General features: G+C 61.9%; 13 protein-coding genes. 10 read left to right on the top strand and 3 right to left on the bottom strand.

All coding sequences use genetic code 11. The features are described from left to right. Positions 1-16 precede the first annotated feature (16 nt). The 9 genes from ACPWR9_RS14730 to ACPWR9_RS14690 all read left to right on the top strand — a co-directional run bounded on the left by ACPWR9_RS14730 (position 17) and on the right by ACPWR9_RS14690 (position 8,146). Positions 17-916, top strand: coding sequence for an alpha/beta fold hydrolase (locus tag ACPWR9_RS14730; RefSeq protein WP_426298723.1), 900 nt, complete (start codon positions 17-19; stop codon positions 914-916). 133 nt (positions 917-1,049) lie between these two features. Further along, positions 1,050-1,883, top strand: coding sequence for a 3',5'-nucleoside bisphosphate phosphatase (locus tag ACPWR9_RS14725; RefSeq protein WP_426298721.1), 834 nt, complete (start codon positions 1,050-1,052; stop codon positions 1,881-1,883). 12 nt (positions 1,884-1,895) lie between these two features. Next, positions 1,896-2,522, top strand: coding sequence for an L-threonylcarbamoyladenylate synthase (locus ACPWR9_RS14720; RefSeq protein WP_426298719.1), 627 nt, complete (start codon positions 1,896-1,898; stop codon positions 2,520-2,522). A gap of 106 nt (positions 2,523-2,628) precedes the next feature. Further along, a complete protein-coding gene (locus ACPWR9_RS14715) occupies positions 2,629-3,294 on the top strand; it encodes a site-2 protease family protein (RefSeq protein WP_150678763.1) in 666 nt (221 codons plus the stop codon). Between the two features lie 107 nt (positions 3,295-3,401). Further along, positions 3,402-4,604, top strand: coding sequence for a tryptophan--tRNA ligase (locus ACPWR9_RS14710; RefSeq protein WP_426298717.1), 1,203 nt, complete (start codon positions 3,402-3,404; stop codon positions 4,602-4,604). Further along, positions 4,601-5,179, top strand: a complete 579-nt coding sequence (locus ACPWR9_RS14705; RefSeq protein WP_426298715.1) for a class I SAM-dependent methyltransferase — start codon at positions 4,601-4,603, stop codon at positions 5,177-5,179. The genes ACPWR9_RS14710 and ACPWR9_RS14705 overlap by 4 nt, the downstream gene beginning before the upstream one ends. A gap of 42 nt (positions 5,180-5,221) precedes the next feature. Beyond that, positions 5,222-6,139: a 4-hydroxy-tetrahydrodipicolinate synthase gene (gene dapA, locus ACPWR9_RS14700; RefSeq protein WP_426298713.1), complete on the top strand. Its 918-nt coding sequence runs from the start codon at positions 5,222-5,224 to the stop codon at positions 6,137-6,139. 52 nt (positions 6,140-6,191) lie between these two features. Next, positions 6,192-7,340: an outer membrane protein assembly factor BamC gene (bamC, locus tag ACPWR9_RS14695; protein WP_426298711.1), complete on the top strand. Its 1,149-nt coding sequence runs from the start codon at positions 6,192-6,194 to the stop codon at positions 7,338-7,340. A gap of 8 nt (positions 7,341-7,348) precedes the next feature. After that, positions 7,349-8,146: an MBL fold metallo-hydrolase gene (locus ACPWR9_RS14690; protein ID WP_426298709.1), complete on the top strand. Its 798-nt coding sequence runs from the start codon at positions 7,349-7,351 to the stop codon at positions 8,144-8,146. A 138-nt stretch (positions 8,147-8,284) separates the two neighbouring features. Here ACPWR9_RS14690 and ACPWR9_RS14685 read toward each other — a convergent pair whose 3' ends face one another. After that, positions 8,285-8,548: a hypothetical protein gene (locus ACPWR9_RS14685; RefSeq protein ID WP_426298707.1), complete on the bottom strand. Its 264-nt coding sequence runs from the start codon at positions 8,546-8,548 to the stop codon at positions 8,285-8,287. A 178-nt stretch (positions 8,549-8,726) separates the two neighbouring features. Next, the gene (locus tag ACPWR9_RS14680; RefSeq protein WP_426298705.1) at positions 8,727-9,947 is read right to left on the bottom strand and encodes a JmjC domain-containing protein; all 1,221 of its coding nucleotides are present in this window, start codon (positions 9,945-9,947) and stop codon (positions 8,727-8,729) included. 187 nt (positions 9,948-10,134) lie between these two features. Here ACPWR9_RS14680 and ACPWR9_RS14675 point away from each other — a divergent pair, with 187 nt between their 5' ends. After that, on the top strand, positions 10,135-10,662 hold the full coding sequence (locus ACPWR9_RS14675) for an FKBP-type peptidyl-prolyl cis-trans isomerase (RefSeq protein ID WP_426298703.1): 528 nt from the start codon (positions 10,135-10,137) through the stop codon (positions 10,660-10,662). A 163-nt stretch (positions 10,663-10,825) separates the two neighbouring features. Here ACPWR9_RS14675 and ACPWR9_RS14670 read toward each other — a convergent pair whose 3' ends face one another. Beyond that, positions 10,826-12,217, bottom strand: coding sequence for a hypothetical protein (locus ACPWR9_RS14670; RefSeq protein ID WP_426298701.1), 1,392 nt, complete (start codon positions 12,215-12,217; stop codon positions 10,826-10,828). Positions 12,218-12,329 lie beyond the last annotated feature (112 nt).

The following is a 12,329-nucleotide window of genomic DNA, read 5'->3' as shown; positions in this document are numbered from 1 at the left end:
ACTAACTGGCGTTGTCATGACCGATTCGCGATCCGAGTTTCTCACCGTGCGCGGCTTGCGCCACCACGTTCGGCAGTGGGGCACGCCCGGCGCGCCGAAGCTGTTTCTGTTGCACGGCTGGATGGATGTGTCCGCGTCGTTCCAGTTCGTCGCCGAGTCGCTCGCGCAGCGTTGGCATCTGCTGGCACCGGATTGGCGCGGATTCGGCCTGACGGATTGGCCAGTCGCCGACGGCCGCAGCGCCAGCTACTGGTTTCCCGACTATCTCGCCGACCTCGAAGCGCTGATCGACGTCTACACCGAACCCGGTGAAGCCATCAATCTGATCGGCCACAGCATGGGCGGCAATGTGGCGTGTCTTTATGCCGGGGTGCGTCCGGCGCGCGTGCGCAGACTGGTGAATCTGGAAGGCTTCGGGTTGCCGCCGTCATCGCCGTTGGCGGCGATTCGTCAGCTAGGCCGTTGGCTGGACGATCTGCAAACGCCGCCGACGTTGCGCCCGTATGCCACACAGGCCGACGTGGCAGAACGCCTTCGCAAGACCAATCCGCGGCTGGCGCCGGCGCGTGCCGAGTGGCTGGCGCAGCGCTGGGCACGTCAGGAACGCGACGGACAGTGGCACCTGCTGGCCGATGCCGCACACAAGATCACGAACCCGTATCCCTATCGGCTGGAAGAAGCGATGGCGGTGTGGGGCAACGTAAGCGCACCGGTGCTGCATGTCGAGGCCACCGATTCAGAAGTGCTGCGGCACTTCGTGGGGGCGCAGGGCACGGAGGTTTTCCGCGCGCGATTCGAGGTCTTTCCGAATCTGACGGAGGCCTTCGTCGACGATGCGGGCCACATGCTCCATCACGACCAACCCGAAGTCGTCGCGAAACTGATCGACGACTTTTGCCGCGACACTGCCGCGTAGGCCGCGCGCGGGTGCCGCGTCAAAACCACAGGGCAACTCGCATCGCGTCCACTTGAGCGGTAGAATGAAAGCGTCTTACGACGTCACGCGCGCCAACCGGTGCGCGTGACGCGTCATCGCCTGGCGGCACATCATGTTCAACGCAGATCTTCATTGTCATTCCAAAGTGTCGGACGGCACGCTTACGCCGTCTGAAGTGGCGCAAGTCGCGGCCGACGCCGGTGTCGACCTGTGGGCGCTCACCGATCACGATGAAATCGGCGGCCAGCGCGAAGCCCGCGCAGCGGCGCAAGCATTGGGCATGCGTTACGTCAGCGGTGTGGAAATTTCGATCACGTGGGCGAATCGCACCGTGCATATCGTGGGGCTGAATATCGACCCCGACGACGCCACGCTGGTCCAAGGGCTCGCGGCGACGCGCGGCGGTCGTGCCGCGCGTGCGCAACTGATGAGCGAGCAACTGGCGCAAGCCGGAATTCCCGACGCTTACGAAGGCGCACTGCGCTTTGTCGGCAACCCTGACTTGATTTCGCGCACGCACTTCGCGCGCTATCTGGTGGAAATCGGCAAGTGTGCGTCGGTGTCCGACGTCTTCACGCGCTACCTTTCCGAAGGCCGCCCGGGTTACGTGCCGCATCGCTGGGCGACGTTGCAAGATTCGGTGAAGTGGATTCGTGGGGCGGGGGGCATTGCCGTGATCGCGCACCCGGGGCGCTACAAGTTCACGCCGGTCGAATTCGGCGCACTGTTCGATCAGTTTCGCGAACTGGGCGGTGAAGGGATTGAAGTGGTGACCGGCAGCCATACGCCGGATCAGTATCGAGAGTATGCCGATGTCGCGCGTCAGTACGGCTTTCTGGCCTCGCGTGGCTCGGATTTCCATGGGCCGACCGAGAGCCGTGCGCTACTCGGCAAACTGCCACCGTTGCCCGACGATCTTGTGCCCGTCTGGAGCCGCTGGCAGTAAATTTACGACGCTATGTCGCAATTCTTCCAGATCCATCCGGAAAACCCGCAACCCCGCCTGATCAAGCAAGCCGTCCAGATCATCGACAAGGGCGGCATCGTGGCCCTGCCGACCGATTCGAGCTATGCGATTGCCTGTCACATCGACGACAAGCAAGCGGTCGATCGCTTGCGCCGCATTCGCGGACTCGACGAAAAGCAGATGCTTTCGCTGCTCGTGCGTGATTTGTCCGAATTGGCGGAGTTCGCGATCGTCGACAACCGTCAATACCGGCTGATCAAGACCACGACGCCCGGGCCGTACGTATTTATTCTCGAAGCGACGAAAGAGGTGCCGCGCAGGCTCTCGCATCCGTCGCGTAAGACGATCGGCCTGCGCGTGCCCGATCACGCCATTACACTCGCATTGCTTGAAGAACTGGGCCAACCGCTGCTCGCCACGACGCTGATTCTGCCGGGTGAAACCGAGCCGTTGAACGACCCGGAAGAGATTCGCGAACGGCTCGAAAAGCAGCTTGATCTCGTGATCGACGGCGGGGCTTGTCCGAAAGAACCATCGACGGTGGTGGACCTGAGCGTCACGCCGCCCGAAGTCGTGCGGCGCGGGCGCGGCCCGTTGGCACCGTTTGGCTTGTCGTGATCGGGGCTGACGCGATCACGCACCCGAAATTCCGCTGACGTCGCGCCAGCCCGGTGCAATATTCGGTAATACTGGCGCGCGAGTCGGCTTGCTACAATAGCCGGCTATGAATGCAGACCTGATCCAGACCGTTGCGGTCTACGCGCTCCCCGTCCTCTTTGCGATTACGTTGCACGAGGCGGCCCACGGCTATGTCGCGAAGTATTTCGGCGACCCCACGGCCTTTCTGATGGGGCGCGTCACGCTCAATCCCATCAAACACATCGACCCGATCGGCACCATTCTCGTGCCGCTCGCGCTCTACTTCATGACGAGCGGCGCGTTTCTGTTCGGTTACGCCAAACCGGTGCCGGTGGCGTTCAGCAGCTTGCGTAATCCGCGCGTCGATACGATTTGGGTAGCACTGGCCGGCCCGCTGTGCAACTTCGCACAGGCCATTTTGTGGGCACTTTTCGGCGTGGGCTTGCAGCTTGCCGGTGTGCACGAGCCGTTCTTCATGATGATGGCGCAGGCCGGTTTGCTGGTGAACCTGGTGATGTGCATGTTCAATCTGTTCCCGATTCCGCCGCTCGACGGTGGACGCGTGCTCGTCTCGTTGCTGCCGGCGCGCGCGGCTTACACGCTGTCGCGTCTGGAGCCTTACGGCTTCTTCATCGTGATGGCGCTCGTGGTGAGCGGCGTCCTTGGCCGTGTATGGCTTTGGCCGCTGATTCAATGGGGCCGCGATGTCATCGTGTGGATGCTCACGCCGCTGCTCTCGCTGGTGTCGTAACCTTCGATCGCGGTAGAGATGGCGCGGATAGCGCCCCGAGCGTGCCTGAGCGTGCAGTTAAGCGCCGCACCGTAGCTACACAGAACCACAAAACATAACCAGACCCTATGTACCCCGAACGCGTTTTCTCCGGCATGCGACCGACCGGTCGTTTGCACCTCGGCCACTATCACGGTGTGCTCAAGAACTGGATTCAACTCCAGTCGGAGTACCCGTGCTACTTCTGCGTGGTCGATTGGCACGCGCTCACCACGCATTACGAAACGCCCGAGGTCATCGAACAGAACGTGTGGGACGTGCTGATCGATTGGCTCGCGGCCGGTATCGATCCGAATCAGGCAACGCTGTTCATCCAGAGCAAAGTGCCCGAGCACGCCGAGCTGGCCTTGCTGATCGGCATGAGCACGCCGCTGGGTTGGCTCGAACGTGTGCCGACGTATAAAGAGCAGATCGAGAAGCTGCGCGAGAAGGACTTGTCGACATACGGCTTTCTCGGCTATCCGGTACTGATGGCGGCCGATATTCTGCTCTATCGCGCACTGCATGTGCCGGTGGGCGAAGACCAAGTGCCGCACGTCGAAATGACGCGTGAAATCGCGCGGCGTTTCAACTATCTGTACGGTCGCGAAACGGGCTTCGAAGAGAAGGCCCTTTCCGCCTCACGCAAGTTGGGCAGCAAGCGCGCGAAGCTCTATCTCGAACTGCGTACCGCGTATCAGGAGCAGGGCGACGACGAAGCGCTGGAGCAGGCGCGCGCCATGCTCTCGGAATCGCAGTCGTTGTCGATGGGCGATCGTGAGCGTCTCTTCGGCTATCTCGAAGGCGCCCGCAAGCTGATTCTCGTCGAGCCGCAGGCGATGCTCACCCCGGCGTCGCGCATGCCGGGGCTCGATGGCCAGAAGATGTCCAAGTCGTACAACAACACGATCGGACTGCGTGAAGATGCAGAGTCGATTACGAAGAAAGTTCGCACGATGCCGACCGATCCGGCGCGCGTGCGTCGCACCGATCCGGGCGACCCGGAGAAGTGCCCGGTGTGGCAGCTGCATCAGGTGTATAGCGACGACGATACGCGCGACTGGGTGCAGAAGGGCTGCCGCAGCGCTGGTATCGGCTGTCTCGAGTGCAAGCAGCCGGTCATTGAGGGCATTTTGCGCGAACAGCAGCCGATGCTCGAACGTGCGCAGAAATACATGGACGATCCGTCGCTGCTGCGCGCTATCGTCGCCGATGGCTGCGAGAAGGCCCGCAAGTCTGCGCAAGAAATCATGCGCGATGTGCGCGAGGCCATGGGGCTGCAATATTCATGACGGCGCTGCATGGCACGGGCGCACCGTCGCCTTGGGTGGCGCGTTGGGCGCATCTGGTCCGCCCGGACGCACGCGCGCTGGATATTGCCTGCGGTTACGGCCGTCACACGCGCTGGCTTGCCGAGCAGGGCGCACAAGTGACCGCCGTCGATCGCGATGCCGAGGCGCTTGCCACCTTGGCCACCTTGCCTGGGGTCACGACGTGTCAGGCTGATCTCGAAGCGGCTGCGTGGCCGTTGCCGGACGATGCGCAGTTCGACGTCGTAGTCGTCACGAATTATCTGTACCGTCCGTTGCTGGCGCGCATTGCGGCGTGTGTGGCGCCGGGCGGGGTGCTGCTTTACGAAACCTTCGCGCAGGGAAACGAAAGGTTCGGGAAGCCGTCCAATCCCTTGTTTTTATTGGCGCCGGGCGAGTTGCTCGACGTGGCCCGCACGGCGAATCTGCGCGTGGCGGCCTATGAGGATGTCACGCTAGCAGCACCGCGTGCGGCCTGCGTGCAGCGTTTGTGCGCGACGCGTGCGGCCCCCGGGGAAAACCCCGGGAGTGCCGCGCTGTACGAGGCGACGGCGTAATCCGCTACAATCCACCCTTATCGCTGAATTGTTCGATAAACCATGACTACCCAAACACCGATTCAAGGCAGTATCGTCGCGATCGTCACGCCGATGGCCGAAGATGGCAGCCTTGACCGCGAAGCGCTGCGCAACCTGATTAACTGGCACGTCGATGAAGGCACCGACGGTATCGTGATCGTCGGCACGTCGGGCGAATCACCGACGGTCACTGTCGAAGAGCATTGCGAACTGATCGAAATCGCCGTGCAGCAAACGGCCGAAGCCGGTCAGTCGCGCGGCCGTAAAGTGCCGGTGATCGCCGGGACGGGCGGAAATTCGACGGCTGAAGCCATCGAACTGACCAAGCATGCCAAGTCGGTCGGTGCCGATGCTTCGCTGCAAGTCGTGCCGTACTACAACAAGCCGACGCAAGAAGGCCAGTACCAGCATTTCAAGGCCATTGCCGAAGCCGTTGAGCTGCCGGTCATCCTCTATAATGTGCCCGGCCGTACCGTGGCAGACGCCAGCAACGACACGCTGCTGCGTCTGGCGCAAGTGCCTGGCATCGTTGGCGTGAAAGACGCCACGGGCAACCTGGATCGCGGTATCGACCTGATCCGGCGCGCCCCGAAGAGCTTCGCCGTGTATAGCGGCGACGACCTGACGGCCGTGGCGCTTATGCTCATGGGCGGTCAGGGTAATATCTCGGTCACCGCCAACGTAGCACCGCGTGCAATGCACGAGCTGTGCGCGGCTGCGCTGGCCGGCAACGTGGCCAAGGCGCGGGAACTGCAATTCGAACTGTTCGAACTGCACCGCGCAATGTTCGTCGAAGCCAATCCGATCCCCGTGAAATGGGCACTGCAAAAGATGGGTATGATCGCGTCGGGCATTCGCCTGCCGCTCACGCCGCTCGCGCAGGCGTATCAGGAAACGGTGCTGGGTGCCCTGAAGGCGGCAAACATCGCCGTCGTTTAAGTTTTTCGTTGTGGCTCCCGGGATCGATTGCCCACCCCTTTTTTTGCGACTCATGAAACGAATCGTCAGTATTTCCGTAGCTCGTCCCGTGCTGGCATGGGCCGCTATCGCCTCGTTGGCCCTCGTTGCCGGTTGCAGTTCGCTCTCCAGCGCCCTGTCTTCGGATAAGGTGGATTACAAGAGCTCCAAGGTCGGCCCCTCGCTCGACGTTCCGCCGGATCTGACGAATGTTCAGGCTAACGATCGCAAGTACGTGTCGCCGACCGGTACCGCCACGCTGTCGAACTACGAAACGCAGCAGAAGGTCGTAGCGGCCAACCCGACTGCCAACGACACCGTGCTGCCTGACGTGCCGGGCATGAAGGTCGTGCGCGACGGCAACCAGCGCTGGTTGGTGATTCAGAAGGCCCCGGCCGATCTGTGGCCGACGCTGCGTGAATTCTGGCAAGAAAACGGCTTTGTGCTGACCATCGATTCGCCGGATACCGGCGTGATGGAAACGGACTGGGCCGAGAACCGCGCCAAGCTCAATCAGGACATCATCCGCGACCTGCTCGGCAAGGTGCTCGACGGCCTGTATTCGACGGGCGAGCGCGATCGTTTCCGCACCCGTGTGGAACGTGATCCGAACGGTGGCACGGACATCTACATCACGCACCGTCGCATGGTGGAAGTGTTCACGAACTCGCAGAAGGACACGACTAAGTGGGAGCCGGCGCCGAACGATCCGGGTCTCGAGGCGATTTTCCTGACGAAGATGATGCAGCGTTTCGGCGCGCAAACTGAACAGGCGAAGGCGCAAGTCGACAACGCTCAATCGGGTGCGCCGGCCAGCCAGGTCGTGAAGACGGCTGACGCCGCCTACCTCGACATCAACGAGCCGTTCGACCGTGCATGGCGTCGTGTGGGCGTTGCACTCGACCGCGGTAACTTCACCGTGGACGATCGCGATCGCGCCAAGGGCCTGTATTTCGTGAGCTATGTCGATCCGGCATCGCTGGCGAAGGAGAACGGCTTCTTCTACAGCCTGTTCCATGCGAAGGAAGTGCAGGACAGCAAGAAGGCCAAGAAGTACAGCGTGAACGTGCAAGGCCGCGGCGACAGCCAGACCCGCGTGCAAGTGCTCGACGACAAGGGTAACGTCGACAACTCGCAGATCGCGCAGACGATCATCAGCGTGATCGGCAACCAGCTCCGTTAAGGCGGGGCGTGCGGTTCGCCAGTCTGGGCAGCGGCAGCGAAGGTAATGCCCTGCTGGTGGAGGCGTCGGAAGGCGCCTCCACCACACGTATCCTCCTCGATTGCGGATTCTCGATGCGAGAGATCGAGCGGCGCCTGCTGGCACGCTCGGTCGACGTGGCTTCACTCGATGCCATCGTGATCACGCATGAACATGCCGATCACATCGGTAGTGCACTTTCCCTCTCTCGCAAGCATCGCATCCCGCTCATCATGAGCTGGGGCACGGGGCAGGCCGTCAAGGCCCATGCCGCGCGCAAAGGCGACAGTGACGATGCGCTGGCGCTCGTGCGCTGGTGCCGGTCCGACGAGCGTGTGGCGGTAGGCGGCATTGAGCTCGCGCCCTACACGGTGCCTCACGACGCGCGTGAGCCGCTGCAATTCGTGTTCTCCGACGGCGCGCGCCGTCTTGGTGTGCTCACGGATGCCGGGTGTGCCACGGCGCATCTGATTGCGACGCTAGGCGGTTGCGACGCACTCGTGCTCGAGTGCAATCACGATCGCGAGATGTTGGCGAACAGCAAGTATCCCGCGTCATTGAAAGCACGCATCGGCGGCACGTACGGGCATTTGGCCAACGATACGGCGGCAGAGATTCTGGCGGCGATTGACCGGGTGAAATTGCAGCGTGTGATTTGCGCTCACCTGAGCGAGCAGAACAATACGCCTGAATTGGCGATGGCAGCGATGTCGGCGGTCATCGGTGCGGCTGCGACCGAAATTCTGGTGGCGACGCAAGCGGGTGGGTTCGACTGGTTGACGTGCTAATGGCGCGTGTGAATCGTGCGCGTTAATCACGCACATCTGTCGAGTCGGGAAGGGCGATCGGATAAATCATCAAGGCAATAAAAAAGCCGGTCGAGAGACCGGCTTTTTTTCGCTCAACTGCCTCGCGGCAGCGAGAGATTACTTGCTAGCAGCAGCGTCAGCAGCCGAAGCAACGGCGTCAGCAGCAGCACCAGCAGCCGAAGCGGCCGTGTCAGCAGCAGCACCAGCAGCCGAAGCAGCCGAGTCAGCAGCAGCGCCAGCAGCCGAAGCGGCGTCCGAAGCAGCCGTAGCAGCCGAAGCAGCAGCGGCGTCAGCAGCCGGAGCAGCGGCTTCTTCCTTCTTGCCGCAGGCGGTCAGGGCCATAGCAGCCAACAACGAAGCGACGAGGAGAGACTTCTTCATGATCACGTCCTTTTATGGTAGAAGACAAGCGAATGAATAATTAGTTACGGTAATACGCTCTTGCCAGCGCAAAGCCGATTGCGAGACATGGCAATTAAGGATTACCCTTGGTCATGCAAGCTGCTTGGCGAGAAATTATATTGGGTTTTCCCCAACGCGTCACGTCTATCTCGCGCATTTACCCCGCTTTTTTCCTTACCGTGCGCAACTTTCGCACGTTAGTCGTTTCTGGCCCAAGAAGTAACCAGCCCGAGGCGTACCAATCGTACAGAATTTCGGCAATTTCTTGGTCATTTTGGTCGAAATTCGCACATTCGTTCGCGTTCAACGCGCGGTGATCCGCCAGTTTTCGCAACGTCGATCGCGTACTGACGGGGGCTTCGAGCGGCTCACCATTGACGTAGTATCGGTTGCGTCGATACAACAATTGCGTCTTCGAAGCGAGCGCAACACCCCGCGCAGCGGCCTCGCGTGCGAAGCGTGCTGGCGATAACGGGGCATCGGGCGCATCGAAAAACACGTGCGATTTCGGTTCGCTGAGCCAGCGGCCGAGAAAATCTTCCACTTCCTTTTTTCCCCAGCGCACTTTCTCGAGCTGCGAGACGAGGGTGTCGATCATCGCATCGGGCAACGCAGCGGGGTGCTTCACCGCAAGTTGATGCGGGTCGGCGTATCGGCCAGCGAAATGGCGGGAAAACGGCAATTCCGGCGCATTTTCCGCGAGGTGATACAGGAAGTTTTGAAGCAGTTCCTGTTCGAGCGGCGCGCGAAAACCGATCGAATAGGTCATGCATTCGCCCTCGGCGACACCGTCGTGCGCATAGCCGGGTGGCAGGTACAGCATGTCACCGGGTTCCAGCACCCATTCTTCTTCGGCTTCGAAATGCTTGAGGATGCGCAGCGGCACGCCTTCCTGCCACGTGGTGTCGCGCTGCGGTCCGATGCGCCAGCGGCGCTTGCCATGCGCTTGCAGCAGGAACACGTCGTACGAATCGAGGTGCGGACCCACGCCGCCGCCGTCGGTCGCGTAGCTGATCATCACGTCGTCGAGACGAGCGTCGGGAATGAAGCGAAACTGTTGCATGAGCGAATCGACGGCGCTCGCGTGCAGATTGACGCCTTGCACCAGCAGCGTCCATTGCTTGCGCGTGAGCGGCGGCAGATCCTCCACGTCGAACGGGCCGTGATCGAGTTGCCAGCGCTTGCGAGCGACGCTCACCAGTCGCGACTCGACATCGTCCTGCGCGGCGAGTGCGAACAGTTCGTCGCGCGAGAGCGGTGCGGTGAAGCCGGGGATGGCTTGCCGGATGAGCAGCGGGCGCTTGTGCCAGTAGCGCTTCATGAAAGCGTCTGGGGTGAGGCCGCCGAGCAGTGTCGATGTGGGCTTGGAAGTCGTCATGCGTATGTCGTTGGTGCGTCGGGTCGAGATGCCGTCGGCGCAATATGCGGTGTTCGTGCAGTGCGGGTCAATCGGCAATGCGGCAACGCCGGCGGGGCGCAAACCCCTGTCAATCGGTTGTCAATTCACCGTCAGGCCGCGCTCACGCGGGTCCGCGTATAATGCGGGCTGTTTTTCGGAGAGTTTGATGAAGATCGAAAAGAATACTGTCGTATCGGTGACGTACTCGTTGTCGGACGCTCAGGGCAACCTGATTGAAGAAAGCGGCGCCGAGCCGATGGTTTATCTGCACGGCGGCTATGATGGCACGTTCCCCAAGATCGAGGAAGCGCTCGATGGTCAGGACGTCGGCTATGCCACGCAACTGCAACTGGAACCTGCCGATGCTTTCGGCGACTACGATCCCGAGCTGATCAAGGTCGAAGAACGCGGCCGTTTCCCGGAACCGCTCGAAGTCGGCATGCAGTTCGAAGGCACGCCGGAAGACGGCGACGAAGAAGGTGACACGTTCATCTACACGGTGACCGACGTGGCCGACGACAAGGTCGTGCTCGACGGCAATCACCCGCTGGCCGGCATGGCATTGCGCTTCGATCTGAAGGTGACCGACGTGCGCGCCGCGACGGAAGAAGAAATCGAGCACCAGCATGCGCACGGCGCAACGGGTCTCGAGATCGTCGACGAAGACGAAGACGACGCCCCCACGCTGCATTAAGCTTGCTGCGTCGCAAGCCCCCCACTAACGGGGAGCCAGCGACGAAGACGAGCGCGAGTCGCCAGAACGAATTCGCCGGACCGGTGCACTGCTAACGCAGTGCGCCGTGTCCGGCGTTTTTCGTTTCGATTCGTGAAAGTTTCGTTTGTGCGCTTTCTGAAATTCAATCGTCGCGTGCGGGTGTGCGTGTGCCGGTGCCGGGCGTAGCGGGCTTGTCGCCGGGCATGAGCGACGGTCCGATCGGCATGACGCCTTGATTCGGATCCGAGCTGTTGATCGCGGCCCCGGATGCCGGGTAAAGCGTGGAGTAGGGCGCACCATAGGCGCCCATCCCTTCGCCACCCACGCCATTCTCGGGCGTGGGGTTGAGACCGCGCGGCGCGGCCGGGCTAATCGTCTTCTGTGCACTGCCTGCTGTGCTATTGGCCGGTAGTAGCACGCCTTCGACGTTGAAGACCTGCGTCGCACCCGGTTCTACTCGCACGCGTACCCATCGATTGACCGTCGGTGCGCCATAGGTACTCACCTGTGTGAACGACTTGACCACGGCGCCATGTACGTCGCGCAGCGGCTGTGATTGGTGCATCGTCTTGCCGCTATCGATCAGCAGTATCGGCGCCTTGAACCGACTGGCCAGCTTTTGCAACTGCACGCGGAAGTCCTTGTACCCGTCCACACCGCGTCGCTCGCCGCGCTCGGAGAACATCCCTCGTAAGCCACCGCTGCGCGCCGGTTCGAATTCCGGGTCGGCTTGCGCGACGATCACCATGCCGATCGCGTCCTTCTGCTGCGCGTAGACAAGCGCGTGCTGCAACCAAACGCGCGTCGCAATTACGCGATCTTCGAACTCACCGTTGCGCCCGCCTGCCGAGCGGTAATTGTTGTTGTTCCCCGGTAAATTCAGTCCGACGAAGACAACGCCGCGATAGAACCACCGCACGTTCTCGTGATACTGCCGAAAACGCGCCATGTCGCTTTGACGCGTGAGATCGAACTGCGCATGTCCGATAGGGCCCGGCCCGAGGACGTCGTCATTGCCGAAGGCGCGGTCGCGCAGAAAGTCGAGCCGTTCGACCGGGTTGTAGCTGCCGTCCGTGGCGCGCTGGCAGTCCGCCCAGTCGTTCGCGCCCGGCACATAAATGAGGGGCTTGGGAGAGCTACTGAGCAGGCCGATTCGCTCGGTGATGAGGTCATCGCGGCAGGACTCGGTCGGTCCCTTGAAGTTGCCCGCATGCACGACGAATGCCGCCGACCCATCGCCGATCGTCGCCAGCACGTTGCGCAAGACCGGTACTTCCGTGTTCCCGAATGGCGTGTTGCCCAACACGGCGAACTCGAACGACGGGAGCTTGGCGGGTGCTTTCTGTGCAGGCTTCGCCGCCGCGCGAGCGCGGTTGCTCTGCGCAGCCGTCTGCGTTGCCCCATTCGCGGACGTTGCCGCGGTGGTCGGCGCTGGCCCCGTCACAAGCGCGAGCGCCGCGAGCGCAACGCACACTCGCCAAGTGCTGGCGAAGCGTGCGATGTGATGCGTGCTCAGGTGGCGGCGGCTCGGCATGGTGGCGCGTTATCGGTCTCGGTTGGCGTATTGGGGGGCTGATCGGGCGGCTTATCAGGCGCTTGACGGTCGCTTATCAGTCGCTTTTCAGTCGCGTATGAGTTCGCGTGTC

Origin of the sequence: Pandoraea pneumonica (assembly GCF_049918595.1) — a bacterium.
Lineage (GTDB): Bacteria > Pseudomonadota > Gammaproteobacteria > Burkholderiales > Burkholderiaceae > Pandoraea > Pandoraea pneumonica_A.
This window is presented reverse-complemented; position numbering and strand designations above follow the sequence as displayed.

Coding starts and splice junctions, on each gene's coding strand:
- ACPWR9_RS14730 (WP_426298723.1), top strand. CDS start 17: ATGACCGATTCGCGATCCGAGTTTCTCACCGTGCGCGGCTTGCGCCAC.
- ACPWR9_RS14725 (WP_426298721.1), top strand. CDS start 1,050: ATGTTCAACGCAGATCTTCATTGTCATTCCAAAGTGTCGGACGGCACG.
- ACPWR9_RS14720 (WP_426298719.1), top strand. CDS start 1,896: ATGTCGCAATTCTTCCAGATCCATCCGGAAAACCCGCAACCCCGCCTG.
- ACPWR9_RS14715 (WP_150678763.1), top strand. CDS start 2,629: ATGAATGCAGACCTGATCCAGACCGTTGCGGTCTACGCGCTCCCCGTC.
- ACPWR9_RS14710 (WP_426298717.1), top strand. CDS start 3,402: ATGTACCCCGAACGCGTTTTCTCCGGCATGCGACCGACCGGTCGTTTG.
- ACPWR9_RS14705 (WP_426298715.1), top strand. CDS start 4,601: ATGACGGCGCTGCATGGCACGGGCGCACCGTCGCCTTGGGTGGCGCGT.
- dapA (WP_426298713.1), top strand. CDS start 5,222: ATGACTACCCAAACACCGATTCAAGGCAGTATCGTCGCGATCGTCACG.
- bamC (WP_426298711.1), top strand. CDS start 6,192: ATGAAACGAATCGTCAGTATTTCCGTAGCTCGTCCCGTGCTGGCATGG.
- ACPWR9_RS14685 (WP_426298707.1), bottom strand. CDS start 8,548: ATGAAGAAGTCTCTCCTCGTCGCTTCGTTGTTGGCTGCTATGGCCCTG.
- ACPWR9_RS14680 (WP_426298705.1), bottom strand. CDS start 9,947: ATGACGACTTCCAAGCCCACATCGACACTGCTCGGCGGCCTCACCCCA.
- ACPWR9_RS14675 (WP_426298703.1), top strand. CDS start 10,135: ATGAAGATCGAAAAGAATACTGTCGTATCGGTGACGTACTCGTTGTCG.
- ACPWR9_RS14670 (WP_426298701.1), bottom strand. CDS start 12,217: ATGCCGAGCCGCCGCCACCTGAGCACGCATCACATCGCACGCTTCGCC.